22 protein-coding genes and 1 pseudogene are annotated in these 25,186 nt (G+C 60.0%); 9 read left to right on the top strand and 14 right to left on the bottom strand.

Annotated features, from left to right (window positions below):
- Positions 1-175: 175 nt before the first annotated feature.
- The 7 genes from AB4N82_RS27960 to gloB all read right to left on the bottom strand — a co-directional run bounded on the left by AB4N82_RS27960 (position 176) and on the right by gloB (position 10,027).
- Positions 176-1,777, bottom strand: a complete 1,602-nt coding sequence (locus AB4N82_RS27960; RefSeq protein WP_032885813.1) for an ABC transporter ATP-binding protein — start codon at positions 1,775-1,777, stop codon at positions 176-178.
- 1 nt (position 1,778) lies between these two features.
- Complete coding sequence (locus AB4N82_RS27955; protein ID WP_032885814.1) at positions 1,779-2,798, bottom strand: ABC transporter permease; 1,020 nt, start codon at positions 2,796-2,798, stop codon at positions 1,779-1,781.
- A 1-nt stretch (position 2,799) separates the two neighbouring features.
- On the bottom strand, positions 2,800-3,876 hold the full coding sequence (locus AB4N82_RS27950; protein WP_122681402.1) for a microcin C ABC transporter permease YejB: 1,077 nt from the start codon (positions 3,874-3,876) through the stop codon (positions 2,800-2,802).
- Positions 3,877-5,715: an extracellular solute-binding protein gene (locus AB4N82_RS27945; RefSeq protein WP_095185934.1), complete on the bottom strand. Its 1,839-nt coding sequence runs from the start codon at positions 5,713-5,715 to the stop codon at positions 3,877-3,879. It lies immediately after the preceding gene.
- On the bottom strand, positions 5,712-7,541 hold the full coding sequence (locus AB4N82_RS27940) for an extracellular solute-binding protein (protein WP_460103985.1): 1,830 nt from the start codon (positions 7,539-7,541) through the stop codon (positions 5,712-5,714). The genes AB4N82_RS27945 and AB4N82_RS27940 overlap by 4 nt, the downstream gene beginning before the upstream one ends.
- A 210-nt stretch (positions 7,542-7,751) precedes the next feature.
- Positions 7,752-9,161 carry a lytic transglycosylase domain-containing protein gene (locus AB4N82_RS27935; RefSeq protein WP_032885820.1) on the bottom strand — a complete coding sequence of 470 codons (1,410 nt, stop codon included), beginning with the start codon at positions 9,159-9,161 and terminating at the stop codon, positions 7,752-7,754.
- Between the two features lie 98 nt (positions 9,162-9,259).
- Complete coding sequence (gloB, locus tag AB4N82_RS27930) at positions 9,260-10,027, bottom strand: hydroxyacylglutathione hydrolase (RefSeq protein ID WP_095185932.1); 768 nt, start codon at positions 10,025-10,027, stop codon at positions 9,260-9,262.
- A gap of 65 nt (positions 10,028-10,092) precedes the next feature.
- On the opposite strand from gloB, the gene AB4N82_RS27925 reads away from it, so the two are divergent.
- From AB4N82_RS27925 to AB4N82_RS27905, 5 genes are all read left to right on the top strand, one after another.
- The gene (locus tag AB4N82_RS27925) at positions 10,093-10,851 is read left to right on the top strand and encodes a class I SAM-dependent methyltransferase (protein WP_032885822.1); all 759 of its coding nucleotides are present in this window, start codon (positions 10,093-10,095) and stop codon (positions 10,849-10,851) included.
- Positions 10,852-10,896: 45 nt separating this feature from the next.
- On the top strand, positions 10,897-11,349 hold the full coding sequence (gene rnhA, locus AB4N82_RS27920) for a ribonuclease HI (RefSeq protein ID WP_017738572.1): 453 nt from the start codon (positions 10,897-10,899) through the stop codon (positions 11,347-11,349).
- 73 nt (positions 11,350-11,422) lie between these two features.
- Complete coding sequence (gene dnaQ / locus AB4N82_RS27915) at positions 11,423-12,163, top strand: DNA polymerase III subunit epsilon (protein ID WP_163033241.1); 741 nt, start codon at positions 11,423-11,425, stop codon at positions 12,161-12,163.
- A gap of 202 nt (positions 12,164-12,365) precedes the next feature.
- The gene (locus AB4N82_RS27910; RefSeq protein WP_460103983.1) at positions 12,366-14,621 is read left to right on the top strand and encodes an Orn/Lys/Arg family decarboxylase; all 2,256 of its coding nucleotides are present in this window, start codon (positions 12,366-12,368) and stop codon (positions 14,619-14,621) included.
- Positions 14,622-14,641: 20 nt separating this feature from the next.
- Positions 14,642-15,211 (top strand): GNAT family N-acetyltransferase, encoded by a 570-nt coding sequence (locus AB4N82_RS27905; protein ID WP_460105184.1) that lies wholly within the window; start codon positions 14,642-14,644, stop codon positions 15,209-15,211.
- Here the strand turns inward: AB4N82_RS27905 and AB4N82_RS27900 are convergent.
- Positions 15,208-16,101 carry a LysR substrate-binding domain-containing protein gene (locus tag AB4N82_RS27900; RefSeq protein ID WP_122681398.1) on the bottom strand — a complete coding sequence of 298 codons (894 nt, stop codon included), beginning with the start codon at positions 16,099-16,101 and terminating at the stop codon, positions 15,208-15,210. The genes AB4N82_RS27905 and AB4N82_RS27900 overlap by 4 nt on opposite strands.
- Positions 16,102-16,281: 180 nt before the next feature.
- Here AB4N82_RS27900 and AB4N82_RS27895 point away from each other — a divergent pair, with 180 nt between their 5' ends.
- On the top strand, positions 16,282-16,620 hold the full coding sequence (locus AB4N82_RS27895) for a hypothetical protein (RefSeq protein WP_122754398.1): 339 nt from the start codon (positions 16,282-16,284) through the stop codon (positions 16,618-16,620).
- A 61-nt stretch (positions 16,621-16,681) separates the two neighbouring features.
- Here the strand turns inward: AB4N82_RS27895 and AB4N82_RS27890 are convergent, their stop codons facing one another.
- Complete coding sequence (locus AB4N82_RS27890) at positions 16,682-16,918, bottom strand: hypothetical protein (protein ID WP_032885828.1); 237 nt, start codon at positions 16,916-16,918, stop codon at positions 16,682-16,684.
- Positions 16,919-17,146: 228 nt separating this feature from the next.
- On the opposite strand from AB4N82_RS27890, the gene AB4N82_RS27885 reads away from it, so the two are divergent.
- Entirely contained in the window at positions 17,147-17,704 is a 558-nt protein-coding gene (locus AB4N82_RS27885) for an NADPH-dependent FMN reductase (RefSeq protein WP_032885829.1), read from the top strand.
- A 54-nt stretch (positions 17,705-17,758) separates the two neighbouring features.
- Here the strand turns inward: AB4N82_RS27885 and poxB are convergent, their stop codons facing one another.
- On the bottom strand, positions 17,759-19,483 hold the full coding sequence (gene poxB, locus AB4N82_RS27880; protein WP_032885830.1) for a ubiquinone-dependent pyruvate dehydrogenase: 1,725 nt from the start codon (positions 19,481-19,483) through the stop codon (positions 17,759-17,761).
- 78 nt (positions 19,484-19,561) lie between these two features.
- Positions 19,562-20,796, bottom strand: a pseudogene (locus tag AB4N82_RS27875) (NADH:flavin oxidoreductase/NADH oxidase family protein).
- Positions 20,797-20,867: 71 nt separating this feature from the next.
- Between AB4N82_RS27875 and AB4N82_RS27870 the strand changes: the two are divergent.
- Positions 20,868-21,272: a MerR family transcriptional regulator gene (locus tag AB4N82_RS27870; RefSeq protein WP_032885832.1), complete on the top strand. Its 405-nt coding sequence runs from the start codon at positions 20,868-20,870 to the stop codon at positions 21,270-21,272.
- Positions 21,273-21,313: 41 nt separating this feature from the next.
- Here AB4N82_RS27870 and AB4N82_RS27865 read toward each other — a convergent pair whose 3' ends face one another.
- Together AB4N82_RS27865 and AB4N82_RS27860 are read right to left on the bottom strand one after the other, a co-directional pair.
- A complete protein-coding gene (locus AB4N82_RS27865; RefSeq protein WP_032885833.1) occupies positions 21,314-21,808 on the bottom strand; it encodes a DUF934 domain-containing protein in 495 nt (164 codons plus the stop codon).
- The gene (locus AB4N82_RS27860) at positions 21,792-23,450 is read right to left on the bottom strand and encodes a nitrite/sulfite reductase (RefSeq protein ID WP_095185928.1); all 1,659 of its coding nucleotides are present in this window, start codon (positions 23,448-23,450) and stop codon (positions 21,792-21,794) included. The genes AB4N82_RS27865 and AB4N82_RS27860 overlap by 17 nt, the downstream gene beginning before the upstream one ends.
- Positions 23,451-23,872: 422 nt before the next feature.
- Here AB4N82_RS27860 and AB4N82_RS27855 point away from each other — a divergent pair, with 422 nt between their 5' ends.
- Positions 23,873-24,940 (top strand): ABC transporter substrate-binding protein, encoded by a 1,068-nt coding sequence (locus AB4N82_RS27855; RefSeq protein ID WP_122764308.1) that lies wholly within the window; start codon positions 23,873-23,875, stop codon positions 24,938-24,940.
- On the opposite strand, the gene AB4N82_RS27850 is transcribed toward AB4N82_RS27855, so the two are convergent.
- Positions 24,937-25,155 (bottom strand): DUF2970 domain-containing protein, encoded by a 219-nt coding sequence (locus AB4N82_RS27850; RefSeq protein WP_032885836.1) that lies wholly within the window; start codon positions 25,153-25,155, stop codon positions 24,937-24,939. The genes AB4N82_RS27855 and AB4N82_RS27850 overlap by 4 nt on opposite strands.
- Between the last annotated feature and the right edge of the window lie 31 nt (positions 25,156-25,186).

Raw genomic sequence — 25,186 nt, 5'->3', positions numbered from 1 at the left:
TAAAGCAAAAGGATGGGGTGAGCGCAAATGATATTGGTTCGCTACTAGGCAGGCTTAAAGGAGTAGGGCTGAAGGTGGGAGGGGGGCTCTCGATTGTTGTGGGTCAGCCACAGCTGCATCAGCTGACAATCCCTCATCGGGGGCAAGCCCCCTCCCACATTTGGTCTGCGTGCATTCAGGCAGGAACGAGGAACGCCGCTTCCAGCAACTGCCGGGTATACGCGTGCTGCGGATCAGCAAAAATCGCCCGCGCATCGCCTTGTTCCACCACCTGGCCATGCTTGACCACCATCAATTGGTGACTCAATGCCTTCACGACCGCCAGGTCATGGCTGATGAACAGGTAGGTCAGGTTGTACTTGGCCTGCAGGCTGCGCAGCAATTCCACGACCTGGCGTTGCACCGTGCGGTCCAGCGCCGAGGTAGGTTCGTCCAGCAGGATCAGGCGCGGCTTGAGCACCAACGCGCGGGCGATGGCGATGCGTTGGCGTTGCCCGCCGGAAAATTCGTGGGGGTAGCGGTGGCGGGACTCCGGGTCCAGGCCCACTTCCTTGAGCGCCGCGATAATCGCCGCTTCCTGCTCGGCCGGCGTGCCCATTTTGTGAATGCGCAGACCTTCGCCAACGATCTCACTGACGCTCATGCGCGGGCTCAGGCTGCCGAACGGGTCCTGGAACACCACCTGCATTTCCCGGCGCAGCGGGCGCACCTGCTGTTGCGTCAGGCGGTCAAGCTGCTGGCCTTCGAAGCGAATCCCACCTTTGCTTCCGATCAAGCGCAAAATCGCCAGGCCGAGGGTGGATTTGCCCGAACCACTTTCGCCGACGATGCCCAGGGTTTGCCCTTGGGGCAGGCTAAAGTTGATGCCATCGACCGCCTTGACGTAATCGACGGTGTTGCGCAAAAAGCCCTTCTTGATCGGGAACCACACCTTCAGGTCATCGACCTCCAGCAGCGGCGGCCCGACCACATTATTGGCCGGTCCACCGCTGGGTTCGGCCGCCAGCAATTCCTGGGTGTAAGGGTGTTGCGGCGACTGGAACAGCGTCTCGCATTCGGCCTGTTCTACGATGCAACCTTTCTGCATCACACAGACGCGATGGGCAATGCGCCGCACCAGGTTCAGGTCGTGGCTGATCAGCAGCAAGGCCATGCCCAGACGTGCCTGCAACTCCTTGAGCAGCTCCAGAATTTTTAACTGCACGGTCACGTCGAGGGCCGTGGTCGGCTCGTCGGCGATCAACAGTTCCGGCTCGTTGGCCAATGCCATGGCAATCATTACCCGCTGGCGCTGACCGCCGGACAACTCGTGGGGCAGGGCTTTTAGGCGCTTGTGCGGTTCGGGAATGCCCACCAGTTCGAGCAATTCCAGGGTGCGCTGCGTGGCAACCTTGCCGGTGAGCCCCTTGTGCAGGCCGAGCACTTCGTTGATCTGCTTCTCGATGGAGTGCAGTGGGTTCAACGAGGTCATCGGCTCCTGGAAGATCATTGCGATGCGGTTACCGCGAATGTGCCGCAGGGTCTTTTCCTTGAGGGTCAGCAAGTCTTGTCCGGCGTACTGGATGATGCCGCTCGGGTGCCGTGCCAAGGGGTAGGGCAGCAGGCGCAGGATCGAGTGGGCGGTCACCGACTTGCCAGAGCCGCTTTCGCCGACCAGCGCGATGGTTTCGCCGCGTTTGATGTCGAAGCTGACGTTATTGACCACCCTGTGGTGATGCTCGCCGGTGACAAACTCGACGCTGAGGTCGCGGATTTCGATCAGATTGTCCTGATTCATCTCATTTCCTCGGGTCGAAGGCATCGCGAGCGGACTCGCCGATAAACACCAGCAAGCTCAACATGATCGCCAGCACGGCAAACGCGCTCATGCCCAGCCACGGTGCTTGCAGGTTGGATTTGCCCTGGGCTACCAGTTCACCCAGGGACGGCGAGCCGGCTGGCAGACCAAAGCCAAGGAAGTCCAGTGCGGTCAGGGTGCCGATAGCGCCGGTGAGAATGAACGGCATAAAGGTCATGGTTGAGACCATGGCGTTGGGCAGGATGTGGCGGAACATGATCGCGCCGTTCTGCATCCCCAGTGCCCGGGCTGCACGCACGTATTCAAGGTTGCGCCCACGCAGGAACTCGGCGCGCACCACATCCACCAGGCTCATCCAGGAAAACAGCAGCATGATGCCCAGCAGCCACCAGAAATTGGGCTGCACGAAGCTGGCGAGGATGATCAGCAAATACAGCACCGGCAGCCCGGACCAGATTTCCAGGAAACGCTGCCCGGCCAGGTCGACCCAGCCGCCATAGAAACCCTGCAAGGCTCCGGCGATCACGCCAATGATCGAGCTTAGGATGGTCAGGGTCAGGGCAAACAGCACCGAAACCCGGAACCCGTAGATCACCCGCGCCAGTACATCGCGGCCTTGGTCATCGGTGCCCAGCAGGTTGACGCTCGAAGGCGGCGCGGGGGCCGGCACTTTCAGGTCGTAGTTGATGCTCTGGTAGCTGAACGGGATCGGTGCCCACAGAGTCCAGGCGTCCTTGGCCTTGAGCAGCTCCTGGATATACGGGCTCTTGTAGTTGGCTTCCAGTGGGAATTCGCCGCCGAAGGTGGTTTCCGGGTAGCGCTTGAGCGCCGGGAAATACCAGTCGCCGTCGTAGTGCACGGCCAGCGGCTTGTCGTTGGCGATCAGCTCCGCGCCCAGGCTCAGCCCGAACAGGATCAGGAACAGCCACAGGGACCACCAGCCACGTTTGTTGGCCTTGAAACGCTCGAACCGGCGGCGATTGAGGGGGGATAGATTCATCTCAATGCTCCCGGCTGGCGAAGTCGATACGCGGATCGACCAGGGTGTAGGTGAGGTCGCCGATCAGTTTCACGATCAGCCCCAGCAGGGTGAAGATAAACAGCGTGCCAAACACCACCGGGTAGTCGCGGTTGATCGCCGCTTCAAAGCTCATCAGGCCCAGGCCGTCGAGGGAGAAGATCACTTCCACCAGCAACGAGCCGGTGAAGAAAATCCCGATGAACGCGGACGGAAACCCGGCGATCACCAGCAGCATCGCGTTACGGAACACATGGCCGTAGAGCACGCGGTTGTTGGTCAGGCCCTTGGCCTTGGCGGTGACCACGTACTGCTTGTTGATCTCGTCGAGAAAGCTGTTTTTGGTGAGCAGCGTCATGGTTGCGAAGTTGCCGATAACCAGAGCAGTGATGGGCAATGCCAGGTGCCAGAAGTAGTCAAGGATCTTGCCGCCCCAACTCAACTCGTCGAAGTTGTTGGAGGTGAGCCCGCGCAACGGGAACCAGTCGAAGTAACTGCCGCCGGCAAATACAACGATCAGCAGGATGGCGAACAAAAACGCCGGGATCGCGTAGCCGACGATGATCGCCGAACTGGTCCACACGTCGAAATGGCTGCCATGCCGCGTGGCCTTGGCGATCCCCAGGGGGATCGACACCAGGTACATGATCAGCGTGCTCCATAGCCCGAGGGAGATGGACACCGGCATCTTTTCCTTGATCAGGTCGATGACCTTGGCGTCACGGAAGAAGCTGTCGCCAAAATCCAGCTGGGCGTAGTTCTTGACCATGATCCACAAGCGTTCCGGCGCCGACTTGTCGAAGCCGTACATCTTTTCGATTTCCTTGATCAGCGCCGGGTCCAGCCCTTGGGCGCCGCGATAGCTGCTGGAACCAGCCACCGAGACTTCGGCGCCGCCGCCGGCAATGCGGCTGGTGGCGCCTTCAAAGCCCTCAAGCTTGGCGATCATCTGCTCCACCGGGCCACCGGGGGCGGCCTGGATGATGATGAAGTTGATCAGCAGGATCCCGAACAGCGTGGGGATGATCAGTAACAGGCGGCGAACAATATAGGCCAGCATTTAATCGCCTCCGCTCGCCGAATCGGCGTTCGTGTCTGTGTCCAAGGTGACGGCAGGTTTGACATTGGGTTTGCTCCACCAGGTGGCTGTGCCCACGTCGTAGCGCGGCGGGACTTTGGGGTGCCCCAGGTGGTCCCAATACGCCACGCGGAACGTCTTGATGTGCCAGTTGGGGATCACGTAGTAGCCAAACTGCAGCACGCGATCCAGCGCTTTGGCATGGGCCACCAGGCTTTTGCGCGAATCGGCGTCGATCAGTTCTTCCACCAACTGGTCCACCGCTGGGTCCTTGAGGCCCATGTAGTTGCGGCTGCCAGGCTTGTCGGCGCTGGAAGACTTCCAGAACTCCCGTTGTTCGTTACCCGGCGAAGTGGACTGCGGGAAGCTGCCCACCATCATGTCGAAGTCCCGAGAGCGGACACGGTTGACGAACTGCGAGACGTCCACCCGACGGATTACCAGGTCGATGCCCAGGTCCGCCAGGTTGCGCTTGAAGGGCAGCAGGATGCGTTCGAACTCGGTCTGTGCCAGCAGGAACTCGATGGTCACAGGTTTACCCGTGGTGTCGACCATCTTGTCATCAACGATGCGCCAGCCGGCCTCCTGCAGCAGTTGGTAGGCCTCGCGTTGCTGGGCGCGGATCATGCCGCTGCCGTCGGTTCTGGCCGGCTCGAAGGCCTGGGTGAAGACTTCGGCCGGGATTTTGTCGCGCAGGGGCTCGAGGATTTTCAGCTCATCCGGGCCGGGGAGGCCGGTGGCGGCCATTTCAGAGTTTTCGAAGTAACTGCGGGTGCGGGTGTAGGCGCCGTTGAACAGCTGTTTGTTGCTCCACTCGAAGTCCAGCAACAGGCTGATGGCCTTGCGCACGCGCACGTCCTGGAACATCGCCTTGCGCGTATTGAACACAAAACCTTGCATGCCCGTGGGGTTGCCGTTGGGGATCTCTTCCTTGATCAACCGGCCCTGGGTCACTGCCGGAATGTTGTAGGCGTTGGCCCAGTTCTTGGCGCTGAATTCCAGCCAGTAGTCGAACTGCCCGGCCTTCAACGCTTCCAGGGACACGGTGCTGTCGCGGTAGTAGTCCGTGATGCGGTTATCGAAATTGTAGAAACCCTTGGTGATCGGCAGGTCCTTGGCCCAGTAGTCTTTGACCCGCTCGTAGCGGATCATGCGCCCGGCCTTGACCTCGGCCACCTTGTACGGCCCGCTGCCCAGCGGCACCTCCAGGTTGCCCTTGGCGAAGTCCCGCGTGGCCCACCAATGCTTGGGCAGTACCGGCAGTTGGCCGAGGATCAGTGGCAACTCGCGGTTGTTGGTTCGCTTGAATTTGAACAACACCCGCAGCGGGTCTTCGGCGACCACTTCATCGACATCGGCGTAGTAGGTGCGGTAGATCGGCGAGCCTTCCTTCATCAGTTCCTGGAACGTGAACACCACGTCTTCGGCGCGGATCGGGTGGCCGTCGTGGAACCGCGCTTCGGGGCGCAGGTAGAAACGCACCCAGCTGTTGTCCGGGGCTTTTTCGATCTTGCCGGCGACCAGGCCGTATTCGGTGATGGGTTCGTCCAGGCTCTGCATGGCCAGGGTGTCGTAGATCAGACTGATGTTGTCGGCCGGCACGCCCTTGCTGATAAACGGGTTGAGGCTGTCGAAGCCGCCCATGCTCGATTCGCGGAAGGTGCCGCCCTTGGGGGCATCCGGGTTCACATAGTCGAAGTGCTTGAAGTCGGCGGGGTATTTCGGCGGCTCGTTGTAGAGCGTCAGCGCATGTTGCGGCGCCGCGTGGGCTGCGGAGCACAGCAACAGGCCGGCAAACAGTGAAGTACGCAAAGACATCATTGGGCTTTCTCCGACGCTTTCAGCCACCACGCGCTCAGGCCCAGGCTGTAGGGCGGCGTGGTGACAAAGGCGAACCGGTTACGGTACGCCAGGCGATGATAGTTGAGGTACCAGTTGGGAATGCTGTAGTGCTGCCACAGGAGCACTCGGTCCAGGGCGCGGCCGGCGGCCAGTTGTTCTTCGCGGGTCTGGGCGGCCAGCAGTTGTTCCAGCAGGTGATCGACAATGGGGTTGGCGATGCCCGCGTAGTTCTTGCTGCCCTTGATTGCGGCCTGGCTGGAGTGGAAGTACTGCCACTGCTCAAGGCCGGGGCTCAGGGTCTGATTGAGGGTGATCAGGATCATGTCGAAGTCGAACTGATCCAGGCGCTGCTTGTACTGCGCGCGGTCAACGGTGCGCAGCCGCGCGTCGATGCCGATGCTGATCAGGTTCTCGACATAGGGCTGCAGGATGCGCTCCAGGTTCGGATTGACCAGCAGAATCTCGAAGCGCAGCGGTTGCCCGTCCTTGCTGAGCAGGCGTTGGCCCGACAACTTCCACCCGGCTTCGCCCAGCAGCGACAGGGCGCGGCGCATGTTTTCACGGGGGATGCCGCGCCCGTCGGTCTGCGGCAGGCTGAAGGTTTGGGTAAACAGGTTCGCCGGCAATTGCTCGCGGTACGGCGAGAGCATCAGCCATTCGTGGCCCACGGGTACGCCGGTCGCCGCGAATTCGCTGTTGGGGTAGTAGCTCAAAGTGCGTTTGTAGGCGTTGCTGAACAGCGTGCGGTTGGTCCATTCGAAGTCGAACATCAGCCCCAGGGCTTCGCGCACCTTGGTCTGGCTGAAGGTCGGCCGGCGGGTGTTCATGAACAGGCCCTGGCTCTGGGTGGGGATCTGGTGAGCGATCTGCGCCTTGATCACGTCACCCCGGTTCACCGCCGGGAAGTTGTAACCATTCGCCCAATTCTTGGCCTGGTGCTCGATATAGATGTCGAACTCGCCGGCCTTGAAGGCTTCGAAGGCCACGTCGCTGTCGCGGTAGAACTCCACCTCGACCTTGTCGTAGTTATAGAAACCCTGGTTGACTGGCAGGTCCTTGCCCCAGTAATCCTTGACCCGTTCGAACACCAATTGGCGCCCAGGCGTGACCTTGCTGATACGGTAAGGCCCACTGCCCAGCGGCGGTTCGAAGGTGGTCGCCTTGAAATCGCGGGTTTTCCAATAGTGTTGGGGCAGCACCGGTAACTCGCCCAAGCGCAGGATCAGCAGCGGGTTGCCGGCGCGCTTGAATACAAAGCGGATGCGGTGACGGTTGAGGATGTCCACCCGCGCCACTTCCTGCAGGTTGGTGCGGTACTGCGGGTGGCCTTCGGTCAGCAGGGTGCGATAGGAAAACGCCACGTCATACGCGGTGATCGGCTTTCCATCGTGAAAGCGTGCTTCCGGGCGCAGGTTGAACACTACCCAACTGCGGTCCTCGCTGTACTCCACCGATTGGGCAATCAATCCGTAACTTGAGGTGGGCTCATCGCCGGATGGCGCGTACTGGCCGGTGCCGACCATCAATGGCTCGTTGAGCTCATTGACGCCGTATTGCAGGAAGTTGGGGGTTGAAACCGGGCTTGAGCCTTTGAACGTGTAGGGGTTGAGCGTATCGAAGGTGCCAAACGCCATGACCCGCAAGGTCCCGCCTTTCGGCGCTGCAGGATTTACCCAATCGAAGTGGGTGAATTTGGCTGGGTATTTGAGCCTGCCGAACTGCGTATACCCGTGGCTCTCGGTAATCGTCGCGTTCGCACCAAAGCTCAAGGCCAGACTTATTAGTAGAAGGAGGGGACGCTTCAAGTCAGAGATCCGATCCAGGCGGCTTGGGCTTTATGGTCGGTACAGTAACAGCTTGTTCCGGTTGGAAAAAGCCGGTTGGGAACACTGGAGATTCAGTGTAGGAGGGGCTTGCCCCCGATAGCAGTTTGTCAGCCACCAGATTCATTGGCTGATCCACCGATATCGGGGGCAAGCCCCCTCCCACATTGGTTCTACAGTGTTCTGAAAGCCTTAGCGCGGCCCGGAAACTACCAGCATCTGCCCCGGCTTCAACGCTTGGCCAGTACGCGGGTTCCAACGCTTGAGATGTTGCATCTCGACGTTGAAACGCTTGGCGACGATGTACAGCGAGTCGCCTTTCTTGACCTTGTATTGCACCGGCTTCTTGCTGCTGGCTACTGCGCGGCGGGTGTCCTGCATCACCAGGGTCTGGCCAACCTTGAGGGCCTGGCCGTTAAGCTTGTTCCAGCGTTGCAGGTCATGCACATCGACCTTGTTGGCCTTGGCGATCAGCGTGAGGTTGTCGCCGCTGCGCACCTTGTAGCTTCGGCTGCGGCCGGCAACCCGTGCGGTCTCAACTTCGTCGAAGACCTGTTTCTTCGGGCGCATCGCCAGTAATTCTTCAGGCTTCATCGTCGAAAGGGTGCTGGTCAGCAACTGCGCCTTGGAACTCGGTACCAACAGATGCTGCGGGCCATCCAGGGTGGTGCGTTGTTTGAGGGCCGGGTTGAGCTGGAACAGCTCGTCTTCATCGATTTCAGCCAGCGCAGCGACCCGTGACAGGTCCATGCTCTGTTTGACTTCTACCACTTCGAAGTAAGGCGTGTTGGCAATCGGGTTCAGGTTTACGCCGTAGGCCTCAGGGGCCAGCACCACCTGGGACAGCGCCAGGAACTTGGGCACGTAATCCTTGGTTTCCTGGGGCAGGGGCAGGTTCCAGTAGTCGGTGGGCAGACCGAGCTTCTCGTTGCGCTCGATCGCCCGGCTCACCGTGCCTTCGCCGGCGTTATAGGCTGCCAGCGCCAGCAGCCAGTCGCCGTTGAACATGTCGTGCAGACGCGTCAGGTAGTCCAGGGCTGCGGTGGTGGAGGCGGTAATGTCGCGGCGGCCATCATAGGCGCGGGTCTGGCGCAGGTTGAAGTAGCGCCCGGTGGAGGGGATGAACTGCCACAAGCCGACGGCATCGCTGCGCGAGTAGGCCATTGGGTTGTAGGCACTTTCGATCACTGGCAGCAGCGCCAGCTCCAGGGGCATGTTGCGTTCTTCAAGGCGTTCGACGATGTAATGAATGTAGAGACTGCCGCGTTCGCCGGCGTTCTCCAGGAAGGACGGGTTGCTGGCGAACCACAGGCGCTGTTGCTCGATGCGCGGGTTGACGCCAACGTTGTCCTGCAATTGAAAGCCCCGTCGCATGCGTTCCCAGACATCCTGCGGTACTTCGGGAGCAGGTTTTTCTGAAAGCCAGATGACGGGTTTCTGTTTGATTTTGGCAGTAAGGTTGGGCTTGGGTTGCACGGTGGATTGTGCAGTGAAATTGGTCGATTGGCAGCCCGCCAGCGTTGCGGACACAGCCACCGCCACAGCTTGAGCCAGGCGGGTCAATGCGTCTGAATGGTTGGATTTACGAATAGATGACGACATTGGCTGGAAGTAAGTTCCGGGCAAAAATGTCGGGCGATTCTAGAAAGCACTTTGGTTCCGGTCAACCATTCAGAAATTACGTATCAGATTGCATCGTCTTAGAACTTATCTTTCCAAGCCCTCAAGCTAGCAAACACCTCGGCCCCAGAGCGGTTGTCGCGGCCATTCCGTTCGTCCGCTTTTTGTTTAACGGATGTTTCAGAAGTACGCAGAAAAGGGTTGGTGCGTTTTTCCAATGCCAGGTTGGAGGGCAGTGTTATCTCACCACGGGCCCGGAGTTGGCGGACGATTTCCACCCGTTCGGCGATATCAGCGTTGTCCGGTTCCACTGCCTGGGCGAACTTGAGGTTACTTTGTGTGTATTCGTGGGTGCAGTACACCAGCGTGTCGGCGGGCAGTGCGGCCAGGCGCTCAAGGGAAGTGTGCATCTGCTCTGGCGTGCCTTCGAACAGGCGGCCGCAGCCAGCGGCGAACAGGGTGTCGCCACAGAACAGCGCGCCCTGGTGATAGAAGGCGATATGGCCGAGGGTGTGGCCTGGCACGGTATAGATGTCAAAGTCCCAGCCGAGCACGTTGATGCGATCGTTATCCTGCAGGGCGACGTCCCGCGCCGGGATCTGCTCGTTGGCCGGTCCGTAGACCTTGGCATCGGTCACGCGCTTGAGTTGCTCGACGCCACCCACGTGATCATGGTGATGGTGGGTGATCAGGATGTCGCTCAGGGTCCACTCCGGATGTTGCGTAAGCCAGGCCAGTACCGGCGCGGCATCGCCGGGATCGACCACCGCGCAACGTTGGGTATGCGGGTCCTGTAGCAACCATATGTAGTTATCGGTGAAGGCGGGCAGAGCACTGATCTGTATCATTCTTCGATTCGCCAAGCTGAACACATTGGTGCATCTTAGAACGTCTAGGCGAGTTGGAGAATGCAATGACTGATAAAGCGTTCGCCCAGGCCGATCCTGAGTGGCTGGCCCTGATCGGCGCGGCCCGCGAATGGCTGTCCGGGCCCATCGGGCAATTTTTGCTGGATGAAGAACGGCGCATGCTCGAAGACGAGTTGGGTCGTTTCTTTGGTGGCTACCTCGTGCATTACGGTCCCTCGGCACAGACGCCGCCCTCTGCGCCGCAGGTGCAGCGCAATGTGCGCCTGGGTGCGCCGTTGCCGGGCGTAGAGATCGTTTGTGAGGAACAGGCCTGGCCGTTGAGCGAGCACGCTGCCGATGTGGTGGTGTTGCAGCATGGTCTGGATTTCTGCCTGTCGCCTCACGGATTGCTGCGCGAGGCGGCGAGCAGCGTGCGCCCTGGTGGCCATTTGCTGATTGTGGGTATCAACCCCTGGAGCAGTTGGGGGCTGCGCCATGTGTTCGCTCATGATGGCCTTCGCCAGGCGCGCTGCATCTCGCCGTCGCGGGTGGCGGACTGGTTGAACCTGCTGGGCTTCGCGCTGGAGAAACGCCGCTTCGGGTGCTATCGTCCGCCGCTTGCCTCGACCAAGTGGCAGGCGCGCCTGGCCGGCTGGGAACGCCGCGCGGGTGCCTGGCAACTGTCGGGCGGCGGCTTCTATTTATTAGTAGCGCGCAAGATTGTGGTCGGGCTACGGCCAGTGCGCCAGGTGCCCCGCCAGCCCATGGGCAAGCTGGTGCCGATGCCCATGGCCAAGGTCAATCGCAAGCAAAGCGAACCGTAAAACCTTTTTGATTTCAGATCCCGCCTGTTTTGATGGATGTAACCGATGACCGATACCGTAGAACTCTTCACCGATGGCGCCTGCAAGGGCAACCCAGGCCCCGGCGGCTGGGGCGCGTTGCTGGTGTGCAAGGGCGTCGAGAAGGAACTGTGGGGCGGCGAAGCCAACACCACCAACAACCGCATGGAATTGATGGGTGCGATTCGCGGCCTTGAAGAACTCAAGCGCCGTTGCAACGTACTGCTGGTGACCGACTCGCAGTATGTGATGAAGGGCATCAACGAGTGGATGGTCAACTGGAAAAAGCGCGGTTGGAAGACCGCCGCCAAAGAACCGGTCAAGAATGCCGACCTATGGCAACTGCTCGATGAGCAATGCAATCGCCATGACATCACTTGGAAGTGGGTACGTGGTCACATCGGCCACCCCGGCAACGAGCGTGCCGACCAGTTGGCCAACCGTGGCGTGGATGAAGTGCGGGGCTACAAGCAAAGCTGATGCCGTCTGACGTGTTAACATCCCGCCCTTTGACGCACACCACCACCCCGTTGAGAGCTGAACCCTGATGGCCATCCGATCTGTTGTACTCGATACCGAAACCACCGGCATGCCGGTGACTGACGGCCACCGGATCATTGAAATCGGCTGTGTCGAACTCATGGGTCGGCGCCTCACCGGGCGTCACTTCCACGTCTACCTGCAACCGGATCGCGACAGTGACGAAGGCGCCATCGGCGTCCACGGCATCACCGACGAGTTCCTCAAGGGCAAGCCGCGTTTTGCCGAGGTGGCCGATGAGTTCTTCGAATTCATCAACGGCGCCCAGTTGATCATCCATAACGCGGCGTTCGACGTCGGCTTCATCAACAACGAATTTGCCCTCATGGGGCAGACGGATCGCGCGGATATTTCCCAGCACTGCTCGATCCTCGACACCTTGATGATGGCCAGGGAGCGTCACCCTGGCCAGCGCAACAGCCTGGATGCGTTGTGCAAGCGGTATGGCGTCGACAACTCCGGCCGAGAACTCCACGGCGCCTTGCTCGACTCCGAGATTCTCGCCGACGTCTACCTGACCATGACCGGCGGGCAGACCAGCCTGTCCTTGGCCGGCAATGCTTCCGATGGCAGCGGCTCTGCGGAAGGCTCGGGCAATCGTCCTTCGGAAATCCGGCGCCTGCCGGCAGATCGCAAGCCGACCACCATTCTCCGCGCCAGCGAGCAGGACATGGTCGAGCATGCGCAACGCCTGGAAGCGATTGCCAAGTCGGCGGGCGCGCCGGCGCTGTGGACCCAATTGACACAACAGTAGCCCTGCGTGGGTCCGATCAACCTGTGCGAGGGGGCTCGCCCCCGATAGCGGTGGATCAGCCAATCAACTATTAGCTGACACACCGTGATCGGGAGAAAGCCACCTCCCACAGTTGATCTGCATAGCTTTCAAAATCTTCATTCGCGTCATCGCTTCCCAGCTTCTACCCTGAGTGCATAGCCCTCAGGACTCCCACGCCCTCATGTACAAAGACCTGAAGTTCCCTATCCTTATCGTGCACCGCGACATCAAGGCCGACACCGTTGCCGGCGACCGGGTCCGCGGCATCGCCAGGGAGTTGGAACAAGAGGGCTTCAGTGTTTTTTCCGCCGTGGACTACGCCGAAGGTCGGCTAGTGGCGTCTACCCATCACGGCTTGGCCTGCATGTTGATCGCCGCCGAAGGCGCTGGCGAAAATACCCATCTGCTGCAAAACATGGTTGAGCTGATTCGCTTGGCGCGGGTACGGGCACCGAATCTGCCGATCTTTGCCTTGGGCGAGCAAGTCACCCTGGAAAACGCCCCGGCCGATGCCATGAGCGAGCTCAATCAGCTGCGTGGCATCCTTTATCTGTTCGAAGACACCGTGCCATTCCTGGCCCGGCAAGTGGCCCGCGCTGCGCGCACCTACCTGGATGGCCTGTTGCCGCCGTTCTTCAAGGCCTTGGTGCAGCACACCGCTGATTCAAATTATTCCTGGCACACCCCCGGCCATGGCGGTGGCGTGGCCTACCGCAAAAGCCCGGTGGGGCAGGCATTTCATCAGTTCTTTGGGGAAAACACCCTGCGTTCGGATTTGTCGGTCTCTGTGCCCGAATTGGGCTCGCTGCTGGACCACACTGGCCCCCTGGCCGAAGCAGAGGCTCGTGCTGCCCGTAATTTTGGCGCTGATCACACCTTCTTTGTGATCAACGGCACTTCCACCGCCAACAAGATTGTCTGGCACTCGATGGTCGCCCGCGATGATTTGGTGCTGGTGGACCGCAACTGCCACAAGTCGGTATTGCACTCGATCATCATGACCGGCGCGATCCCGCTGTACCTGTGCCCGGAGCGCAACGAACTGGGCATTATCGGCCCGATCCCCCTGAGTGAATTCAGCCCCGAGTCGATCCGCGCCAAGATCGACGCCAGCCCGTTGACCCGTGGCCGGCCAGCGAAAGTGAAGTTGGCCGTGGTCACCAACTCCACCTATGACGGCCTGTGCTACAACGCCGAGCTGATCAAGCAGCAATTGGGCAACAGCGTCGAGGTGCTGCACTTTGACGAAGCCTGGTACGCCTACGCGGCGTTCCACGAATTCTTTGCCAGGCGCTATGGCATGGGCACCTCGCGCACTCCGGACAGCCCACTGGTGTTCACCACTCACTCCACTCACAAGTTGTTGGCCGCGTTCAGCCAGGCCTCAATGATCCATGTACAGGACGGCGGCGCCCGTCAGTTGGACCGTGACCGTTTCAACGAAGCGTTCATGATGCACATCTCCACCTCGCCTCAGTACAGCATCATCGCGTCGCTGGACGTGGCTTCGGCGATGATGGAAGGCCCTGCCGGGCGTTCGTTGCTCCAGGAAATGTTCGACGAAGCCCTGAGTTTTCGCCGCGCGCTGGCTAACCTCCGGCAGCATATCGCCGCTGAAGATTGGTGGTTCTCGATCTGGCAGCCGCCGTCGGTGGCGGGCATCGACCGCGTCGCGACGGAGGACTGGCTGTTGCAGCCGCAGGATGACTGGCATGGCTTTGGGGATGTGGCCGAAGATTATGTGTTGTTGGACCCGATCAAAGTGACGCTGGTCATGCCCGGTCTCAATGCCGGCGGCGCCTTGAGCGATTGTGGGATCCCTGCCGCCGTGGTCAGTAAGTTCCTCTGGGAGCGCGGGTTGGTGGTGGAGAAGACCGGGTTGTATTCCTTCCTCGTGTTGTTTTCCATGGGCATCACCAAAGGCAAATGGAGTACGTTGCTCACCGAGTTGTTGGAATTCAAACGCAGCTACGACGCGAATGTCAGCCTGGCCAGTTGTTTGCCCTCGGTGTTTGCCCAAGGCCCGGCGCGTTATCAGGGCCTGGGTTTGCGCGACCTGTGCGACCAATTGCACAGCTGTTACCGCAGCAACGCCACCGCCAAACACCTCAAGCGCATGTACACCCTACTACCGGAGATTGCGATGAAACCGGCGCACGCCTACGACCAATTGGTAAGGGGTGAAGTGGAAGCAGTGTCGATTGATGCCTTGCCAGGACGCGTCGCAGCCGTGATGCTGGTGCCGTATCCGCCTGGTATTCCGTTGATCATGCCCGGCGAGCGCTTTACCGAGAGCACCCGCTCGATCATCGACTACCTGGCATTTGCCCGTACGTTCGATAGCAGTTTTCCCGGTTTTTTTGCCGATGTTCACGGGTTACAACACGAAGATGACGGCAGTGGTCGTTGTTACACCGTCGACTGCATCAAGGGTTAAGGATGTTTATGCAAGCTGTAATGAACCCGAAGTATCCAGGGCTCAGTGTGCGAGTCGCCGACGAAGGTTTTGATGCCTACGTGTGGGGCAATGACTTCAGTTTCGAGGTCAGCGCCTACAGCGTGCCGGAGATGGGCAAGCGCGTCGATCAATGGCCGCTGGAGCGTATCCTGCCGTACCGCAAATGTTATGGGATTGATCCTGAGGAGTTCGCCAGTTTCCGCGATGCCCCAGACAGTGCGATCTTCATGGCCTATCTGGACGATCGACCGGTGGGGCATGTCGTGGTCAGCACCAACTGGAATGGCTTTGCCCATGTGGATGAACTGGCGGTGGTCTTGCCGGCGCGGCGGCACGGTGTAGCGAAGGCATTACTGGATGAAGCGCAGTTCTGGAGCCGCAAGAAAAACCTGCCGGGCATGATGCTCGAAACCCAGAACAACAACCTCGGCGCCTGCCGCCTCTATGAGCGATGCGGCTATGTGATGGGCGGGATCGACCACCTGCGCTATCGCGGCATTGATCCGCAAACTCGCGAAGTGGCGATTTTCTGGTATCGGCTGTTCAAGGCCGAAGTCGACAAGGCTTAACTCAGCAGCAGGCTTTCAGCCTTCTGCGTGACAATCTCCAGCAATGCATTCATCGCTGGAGAGGCCACGCCATCCTTGAGGGTCAGCGCGTACAGGCTGACCATCATCGGCGGCGACACCGGGCACGCATCCAGTCCGGCCTCTTGCGCGCCAAACGCAGTGAAGGGGTCGACAATCGCCAAGCCTTCTCCCGCTTCTACCATGCTGCGCATCATCTGGTAGGTCTGCACCCGCGTCTGCACCACCGGAAGCGGCCGTAGGGCTTGCAGCTTGGCGTCCAGCAGGCGGCTGAGCGGGTCTTGCCCCTCCAACCCGATCATCGACTGGCCGGCCAGGTCCTGTAGTGCAATGTACTTCTGCTTGGGCTTGAGCCAGCCGTGGGGCGCCAGCAACTGCAGTTTGCCTTGAGCCAGCACGGTGCTGACGATTTGCGGGTGTTCCGGGTCATGCAGGCTCAAGCCGACATCGGCCTCATGCAGCAACAGGCTCCTGACGATCTCCCTTGTGGGCTGGCTTGATAGGTTGCACGGGGTGTCCTGAAAGCGTCGACGCAGCACTGCGATACTTTGCGGCAGCAGTTGATTGGCCAGGGGCGGGGTACAGAGCGCACGCAAGGGCGGGGCGTGATGGTGTTTCAAACGGCTGGCCAGGCGTTGCACCGGTTCCAGCGCTTCGTATATATGGGCGATTTCTGCCTGCAGTTCGAGGGTTTCCCGTGTTGCCTGCAAGCGCCCGCGCACGCTGGCAAACAGCATAAAGCCCAGTTGCTGCTCGGCTTCCTTCAGCGCCGCGTCCACATCGCCCACAGGGAGTTGCAACCATTCGGCGGCCGTGCCGAGGTGTCCGGTCTGCAAGATGGCCTGAATCACTTCGATATGACGTAAACGCATGGCCGGAGTCTATGTGCAGTGTGGTGGGGTTTCAATGGTGCAAGCGGTCGTGCGCAAAAAAGACGGTGCAAGTCGCCTATGCCACTGGCGTTCAGCCACGACCTTACTAAAATGGCTCGTCTGATCATCAACGACCAAAGCCGGGTACCGGCACTACAACAAAAACAGGTCTGGTCTCGAATGCCTATTCCCTCGACGTTCTTCGGGGTAACGGCCAAGCAACTCATGGTTCTGGTGACCGTGGGGTGCGCGGCGGCTTATCTCCTCAATAATCACGACAACAACACACCGGAAAGTCTGGCGCTCGAAGCGTTTATCCGTGCTCAGGAACAGGTCGGCGAACAAGTGGGGGCGGTGTTGGGGGTGACCTTGATCAGGCAGGTGGAGGCGTATCCCGCGTACAACACGTCGGGCTACACGCGCTCGATGTACGCCGTGGAAGGGGAGCGGGGGCACTTGCTGGTGACGCTCAAGCAAGGCGAGCAGGGCATCGAAGTGACGGAAATCCGCAGCCCCTGATCACCCCAGCCCAGTCAACGCCAGCAATGGCCAGGACTGAGCAGGTCATCAAGGCGAGATCTTATGAAGCGAGGGTGGTTTGCGATTCGCGGACAATAATGATGCCCGACTGGATCAGTTTGAACTCATCGCCTTCCAGTTTTTCTACACGGTCGCCAATGGCCAGCTTGTAGGTTGTGGTGGGCGCCGAGCCAGCCAGGTCGCCTTGCGCCGGGTTGGATTCCTGGAACTCATGCACGGAATAAACGCGACCTTCCGCGTCTCTGGCATGGAACTGTCCGACAAGTACTGCTGCCATCTGTTTAGAACCTCTGGAGATAAACACTCGATTTGCGGTTCTGTAGACCGTAATAAAGAGGGGTAGTTTGCCTACGGAAAAAAAATACTATTCGCTGGGATTTTACGACGCCTCCTACGCAGAGAGGTGCGAGGCAAACGTCTGGAGGATTCTCAAAACCTTCTGGTGAACCTGTCGTGAAGCCTCTATAACTACAAGCTCCTTTAGTCAGACATCGGGAAAACCTCAATGAGCAAGGTCTACACGATTGCCGTCCTGGTTGGCAGCTTGAGAAAACAGTCGATCAACCGCAAGGTCGCGTTGGCATTGGCCGAACTGGCCCCAGCCAATCTGAAGTTGAACATCGTCGAAATTGGCGATTTGCCGCTCTACAACGAAGACATCGACGCTGATTCACCGCCGGCAGCCTACAGTACTTTCCGCAAACAGGTGAGTTCATCCGACGCGGTGCTGTTCGTGACCCCGGAATACAACCGCTCGGTGCCGGCCCCGTTGAAGAACGCGATTGATGTGGGTTCCCGTCCTTATGGGCAAAGCGCCTGGAGCGGCAAGCCGGGTGCGATCATCAGTGTGTCGCCTGGTGCTATCGGAGGCTTTGGCGCCAACCACCATCTGCGTCAGTCCCTGGTGTTCCTGGATGTGTGGTGCATGCAGCAGCCCGAAGCCTACCTGGGTGGGGCGGGCAGTGTGTTTGATGAGTCGGGCAAAGTGTCGGAAAAGACCAAGCCGTTTTTGCAGGCGTTTATCGATGCCTACGGCCAGTGGGTAGAAAAACAAACGGCTTGAGTTGGCAATAGCGTAAAGCGTGGGAAGGGGGTTGCCCCCTCCCACATGCTTAGATCAGCGCAGCCAGTTGGTCCGCGCCAGCTCGATTACCTCATCGCCACGCCCACTCATCACCGCCTTGAGCATGTACAAGCTAAACCCCTTGGCCTGTTCCAGCTTGATGCTCGGTGGCATCACCAGTTCCTGGGTGGCAGTCACCACGTCCACCAGCACCGGGCCATCGTGGGCCAGGGCGCGGCGCAGGGCCGGCTCCAGGTCTTCGGACTGCTCCACACGAATGCCGAGGATACCCATGGCGTTGGACATCGCCGCGAAATCCGGGTTTTTCAGTTCGGTGCCCGCGTCCAGATAACCCGCCGCCTTCATCTCCATGGCGACGAACCCCAGTGACGAGTTATCAAACACGATGACTTTCACCGGCAACTTCAGCTGCGCCAGCGAGATGAAATCCCCCATCAACATGGCGAACCCGCCATCGCCGGACATCGAAATCACTTGCCGCCCCGGGAATGCTGCCTGCGCGCCAATGGCCTGGGGCATGGCGTTGGCCATGGAGCCGTGGTTGAACGAGCCGATCAGGCGGCGTTTACCGTTCATCTTCAGGTAGCGCGCCGCCCAGACCGTGGGCGAACCGACATCGGCGGTAAAGATCGCATCATCGTCGGCCAGCTCACTGAGCAATCGCGCGACGTATTGCGGATGGATCGGCCGGTTGGCTTTTGAAGGTTGCGCAAGGTCATCGAGCCCCTGGCGGGCTTTCACGTAATGCTTCAATGAAGTCTCAAGGAAGCTGCGATCCGTCTTGCGGGTCAAGCGCGGAAGGAGGGCGTCGATGGTTTCGCCCACATCTGCGGCGATGCCCAAGTCCAAGGTAGCGCGACGACCCAATGCCTGTGGGTTGCGGTCGACCTGGATGATTTTTGCGTCCGTAGGGTAGAACTGGCGATATGGAAAGTCCGTGCCGAGCATGATCAGCGTGTCGCAGTCGAGCATGGCGTGGTAACCGGAGCTGAAGCCGATCAGGCCAGTCATGCCCACATCAAACGGGTTATCCCATTCCACATGTTCTTTGCCGCGCAGGGCGTGCACCACCGGCGCACCCAGCGTATCGGCCAGGGCCACCACTTGCGCATGGGCGCCCGCACAGCCGCTGCCACACAGCAGCGTGACTTTTTCACTGTCCTTGAGGATCTCGCTCAAGTGCAGCAGATCGGCCTCCGCAGGCAGTGTGCGTGGCGCGTGCAGGGCCGGCCACGGCTTGAGGGTGTCTTCGACTTCCAGCAGCGACACATCCCCCGGAATCACCACCACTGCTACGCCGCGATTGAGGATCGCCGAGCGCATGGCGCGGTGCAGCACTTGGGGCATCTGCGCGGGGTTGGTGACTAGCTCGATGAAGTGGCTGCATTCCTTGAACAGTTCCTGGGGATGGGTCTCCTGGAAGTAGTTCAGGCCAATTTCCGAAGACGGAATCTGCGCGGCAATCGCCAGCACTGGCACATGGTTGCGATGGCAGTCGAACAGACCATTGATCAAGTGCAGGTTGCCCGGCCCGCAGCTGCCTGCGCACACCGTCAACTCGCCGGTGGCTGCTGCTTCGGCACCGGCGGCAAACGCGGCGACTTCTTCGTGGCGCACATGCATCCACTCAATGCTGTCCATGGTGCGTAAGGCGTCGGTGAGGCCGTTGAGGCTGTCGCCGGTCAGGCCCCAAATGCGCTTGATGCCCGCCTGTTCAAGGGTGGTCGCCAGTTGCTGGGCCAGGTTGATTTTCGCCATGAAGCACTCCAATCGTCAGTGAGGTTAAAAAACTGCTGATCAATAGGGGACAGCTCGATCACGGCGAATGCTCCGTCTTTAATGTGAAGATTGCGTCATGGCCGCACGGTACTGCCGAGTGCGCCGAGCGATAAACCATTGGTCACACGCCAGGGCCAGCCAGGGGATAACCTTGGGGTTGGGCAAACGACCACGGCTGAGGCGGCGCATCTGGCCGCGCACCACGGCGAGCGTAGCGAGTGAGGCCAGAGGCTTGCGCTTCCACCATCGATCGGTTTGAGTTGCGGGTTGAGGTCGCGTCCTTCGCGCCAATGCTTGATCAATTGTGGTTCCAGGGTCAGGGCGGTGGCGATACCGGCCATGGCGACGCCGCTGTCCAGTACCTGCTTCACGATAGGCAGTCGGCGAATGCCACCGGTGACCATCACGGGCATGGTGGCGACGCTGGCCATTTCTGCGGCAAATTCTAGGAAATACGCCTCACGGGCCAGGGTGCGACCATCCCGCGCTTCGCCTTGCATGGCGGGCGCCTCGTAGCTGCCACCGGACAATTCCAACAAGTCGATGGGCAACGGGTTGAGCATTTCGACCACCGCGCGCGCATCGGTTTCATCGAAGCCGCCACGCTGGAAATCCGCCGAGTTGAGTTTGACCGCCACGCAAAACGACGAGCTGACACTGGCGCGCACGGCGTGAATCACTTCCAGCAACAGGCGCGCGCGATTTTCCAGCGAGCCGCCCCAACGGTCGCTGCGGTGGTTGCTCAAGGGCGAGAGAAATTGACTCAGCAAATAGCCGTGGGCGCCGTGGATCTGCACCCCGGTAAAGCCAGCTTTCTCGGCCAGGCGTGCGCTGGTTGCGAAGCGCCGGATCACGTCCTGAATATCGTCTTCGGTCATCGCTTTTGGTGTGGCGAACATCTTGGAAAAGCTGCCCAGGTCCAGCGCAATGGCAGACGGTGCCAAGGCTTGTTGCCCGAGATTGGCCATGGTCTGGCGCCCTGGATGGCTGAGCTGCATCCAGAAGTGCACGCCCTTGTTACGGGCTACATCGGCCCATTCGCGAAAGCTGTCCAGGTGCTCCTCGTTTTCCAGGGCCACGCCGCCGGGGCCGGTCATGGCGTGGCGGTCGATCATCACATTGCCGGTCAGCAGCAGGCCGGGTTCGCCATCTGCCCAGGCCTTGTACAACTGCTTCAATTCGCGGGATGGCGCTTGGTTGATATCGGCCATGTTCTCTTCCATCGCAGCCTTGGCGATGCGATTGGCGATGATTTGGCCGTTGGGCAGTTGCAGGGCTTCAAAAGGTGACATGAGTTGACTCCTGAGCGGGGGAGGGCTCAGGCTAAGCTTAAAGTTAACTTTAATGTCAAGCAGGCGTTGTGATGAATATTGGTGAGCTGGCAAAACAGAGCGGTCTGGCCGCTTCACGCATTCGTTTTTACGAGAGCGAAGGGTTGATCAGTCAGGTCGGACGCCAGTCCAACGGATACCGGCGTTATGCACCTGAGGCCTTGCAGACCCTGCAATTGATTCAGAGTGCGCAGCAGGCCGGGTTTACCTTGCAGGAACTCAAGGCGCTGATGCCTGCGCCTGGAGAGCACAAGCGCGACGAGTTGATCGAGGCCCTGGAGCGCAAAGTGGCACAGATCGAAGTGATGCAAGCGCAATTGGCCCACAGCAAAGCGCAGTTGCTGGGCGTGATCGAGGCCGTGCGGGCGCAGCCGGAAGGCGTGCCATGCTCCATGGGGCAGAAGCAGGTGCTGGCGTCGATAAAACTTCAACCATAAAAAAAGCCCTGGCATGCCAGGGCTTTTTCATGTCCGCAGACTTAACGCCGGCGAAACAGCGGCAACGGCTCATCGGTTGCAGCCTGGTACGTCACCGAGAAGTCCTTGAGGCTTTCCAATGCTTCGTACGGGTCTTTGTCTGCGCGCAGCGCGAAGGCATCGAACCCGCAACGGCGCAGGTAGAACAACTGGTCGCGCAGCACATCGCCGATCGCCCGCAGCTCACCTTTGTAACCATAACGGTCACGCAGCAAGCGTGCGTTGGAGTAGTTGCGACCGTCGGTGAAGGCCGGGAAATTCAGGGCGATGACCTGGAAGTGTTCCACGTCAGGACCGATCTCTTCGGCTTCTTCATCGGCGTCCAGCCACACACCCAGGCCGCCGTCGCGGGCCTTGAGCGCGTGGCCATGCTCGCGCCACAGGGCCAGCGGCACGATCAGGTCGTCGCAGTTGGAAATGCCGTCGAAGCTCGCGTCCTTGGGCAGCAGGTGCCAGGTTTCGTCGAGGACTTCGTTGTTCTTAATGATTCGCTGCATAGACGCGCTCCTTGAACAGGTCAATGCCGATGCGCTGGTAGGTGTCGATGAAACGCTCATCTTCGGTGCGCTGTTCGATGTACACATCGATCAGTTTGCCGATCACCTCGGGCATGGCTTCCTGGGCGAAGGACGGGCCGAGGATCTTGCCCAGGCTCGCATCGCGGCTGGCGCTGCCACCCAGGGACACTTGGTAGAATTCTTCGCCTTTCTTGTCCACGCCCAGGATGCCGATGTGGCCGACGTGGTGGTGACCACAGGCGTTCATGCAACCGGAAATGTTCAGGTCCAGCTCGCCGATGTCGAACAGGTAGTCCAGGTCGTCGAAACGGCGCTGGATCGATTCGGCAATCGGGATCGACTTGGCGTTGGCCAGGGAGCAGAAATCGCCGCCTGGGCAGCAGATGATGTCGGTCAGCAGGCCAATGTTCGGCGTGGCGAAACCGCCTTCGCGCAGTTCGCCCCACAGGGTGAACAGTTGGCTCTGCTCCACATCCGCGAGAATGATGTTCTGCTCGTGGGAGGTGCGTAGTTGACCGAAGCTGTAACGGTCGGCCAGGTCGGCAACGGCGTCCAGCTGCTTGTCGGTGATATCACCTGGGGCAACACCGGTAGGCTTGAGCGACAGGGTTACGGCCACATAGCCCGGCTTTTTGTGCGCCAGGGTGTTGCGCGTACGCCAGCGGGCGAAGCCCGGGTGCTGCTGGTCGAGTGCGGCGAGTTCGGTGTCCTGATTGCTCAGGGCCTTGTACTCGGGGTCGACGAAGTGCTTGGCGACGCGGTGCACTTCGGCTTCGGTCAGGGTGGTCTGGCCGCCGCGCAGGTGTTCCATCTCGGCATCGACTTTCTGGGCGAATACCTCAGGGGTCAGCGCCTTGACCAGGATCTTGATCCGGGCCTTGTACTTGTTGTCACGACGGCCATAGCGGTTGTAGACACGCAGGATGGCGTCGAGGTAGCTCAACAAGTCTTGCCACGGCAGGAACTCGTTGATAAACGCGCCAACTACCGGGGTACGGCCCAGGCCGCCACCCACCAGCACACGGAAGCCCAGCTCGCCAGCGGCGTTGTAGACCGGCTCCAGGCCGATGTCGTGGACTTCGATGGCCGCGCGGTCCGAGGTCGAGCCGTTGACGGCGATCTTGAACTTGCGCGGCAGGTAGGCGAACTCGGGGTGGAAGGTAGTCCATTGACGGACGATTTCGCACCATGGGCGCGGGTCAATCAACTCATCGGCGGCAACACCGGCGAATTGGTCGGTGGTCACGTTGCGCAGGCAGTTACCGCTGGTCTGAATGGCGTGCATCTGCACGGTGGCCAGCTCGGCGAGGATGTCCGGCACATCTTCCAGCGCCGGCCAGTTGAACTGTACGTTCTGGCGGGTACTGATGTGGGCATAGCCTTTGTCGAAGTCGCGGGCAATCTTGGCCATCATGCGCATCTGGCGCGAAGTCAGTTGGCCATAGGGCACGGCCACCCGCAGCATCGGCGCAAAGCGCTGAACATAAAGGCCATTTTGCAGGCGCAGAGGGCGGAACTCTTCTTCGCTCAGTTCACCTGCTAAGTAGCGTCGGGTCTGATCACGGAACTGCTTAACGCGGTCCTCGATGATGCGCTGATCGTATTCGTCGTATACGTACATATAGGTCCTGTTCTCGGCAAATCTGCGCGCACGGCCGCGCACTCCCAACGGAGCCGGCGCACGATACCAGTTTGCGTTTATGCGCAAAAGTGATGTTTGAGTATATGCAAATAACCAAAATGACTAATGAGAACAGTTATCGCGATATCCACATTTGTCATGCGGGCAATCATCAACTTTACTGTGAGCGAGTCTTAGTGCAATCACCTATAAAACCGACAAGAGGCGATGCGATGAGCAATCCGACAAAAGCTAGTAAACCCGACAGTACCGTGGATGCGTGGGCCATTCTGTTCTTGATCATTCTGGTGGTGGGAACTGCCGTGTTTTGGGTAAGCCACCAATAAAGGTGGTTGATCGAACCTCGATTGGTTTGGGCATTGCTACTATCATGGCGGCCTATTTTCGAGGCTCAGGCATCTATGTTGAAGGTGTTGATTACGTGTGTCTGGTTGCTGGGATCGACGTATGGAGTGATGGCTCATGCAACGTCGGTGGTCTTTCTCAATCCGGGCGTGTCGACGGAAACCTTCTGGGTCAGCTACACGCAATTCATGCAGGCCGCCGCCAAGGACCTCGGCCTGGAATTGCGTGTGCGTTATGGCGAGCGTAATCCCGACAATACGCTGCTTCAGGCGCGTGAGGTGCTGCAAGGCAGCCAGCGACCTGATTACCTGGTGCTGGTGAATGAGCAATACGTTGCACCGCAGATCCTGCGCATGGCCGAGGGCAGTGGCGTCAAGCTGCTGTTGGTGAACAGCGCGCTGACCCCCGACCAGATGCATTTGCTAGGAACCCGCAGTGGCATCCGTTTGATCGGCAGCCTGGTCGCTGACGATGAAGAGGCTGGCTACCTGATGCTCCGCGACTTGCTGCGCCAGCACGGACCGGTTGCGCCCGGTCAATCCCTCGATCTGTTGGCCTTTTCCGGCGTCAAGACCACGCCGGGCGCGCAATTGCGTGAGCGGGGCATGCGTCGGGCGCTGGCCGAACATCCCGAGGTGCGCCTGCGTCAGTTGGTCTACGGTGAATGGAGCCGCGAGCGCGCCTTCGAGCAAGCGACGCAACTGTTCAAGCGCTACCCGCAGACGGCGCTGGTGTGGTCGGCCAACGATCAGATGGCGCTGGGCGCCATGCAGGCGCTGCAGGCCAGCGGGCGGTTACCGGGTAAGGACGTGCTGTTCAGCGCGATCAACAGCTCGCCGGAGATTTTGCAGGCTCGACTGGACGGACGCTTGTCGTCCCTGGTCGCCGGGCATTTCACTGTCGGCGGCTGGGCCATGGTGTTGGTTCATGATGATGCCAAGGGCCTGGACATTGGCGCATACGGTGGGCGCGACCGGCAGTTGACGTTGTTCCAATTGATCGATGCCGGCCAGGCGCGGCGTTTGTTGGGGCCGACACCGTCGGTGAATTTTCGCGTGCTGTCGGCCCAGGGCAAGCCCGAGTCCTATCGCTACCCATTCAGCCTACGTCTGTTGCTGCGCTAGACGCCGGCCAGGTGCAGCACCAGCTTGACGATTCCAAACAAGGTCAAGGCAAACACCGCTGTAAACAGGATGCCCAGGATCACAAAGTGGCTGGGCTTGCCATGGGTGAAGTCGCGGGCCCGATTCTTGCCGCTCTGCACGCCAAACGCAGCGGCCACCACACTGTGGAGCATCTGCCAGAAGGTAGGGGGCTTGTAGTTGGCTGGATCGTCCATACGTCCCTCGACACAAGGTGTGTGAGGGAAA

This window comes from Pseudomonas sp. H1_D04, from assembly GCF_054683855.1.
The sequence above is the reverse complement of the archived record's forward strand: the minus strand, read 5'-3'. Positions and strand labels throughout refer to the sequence as shown.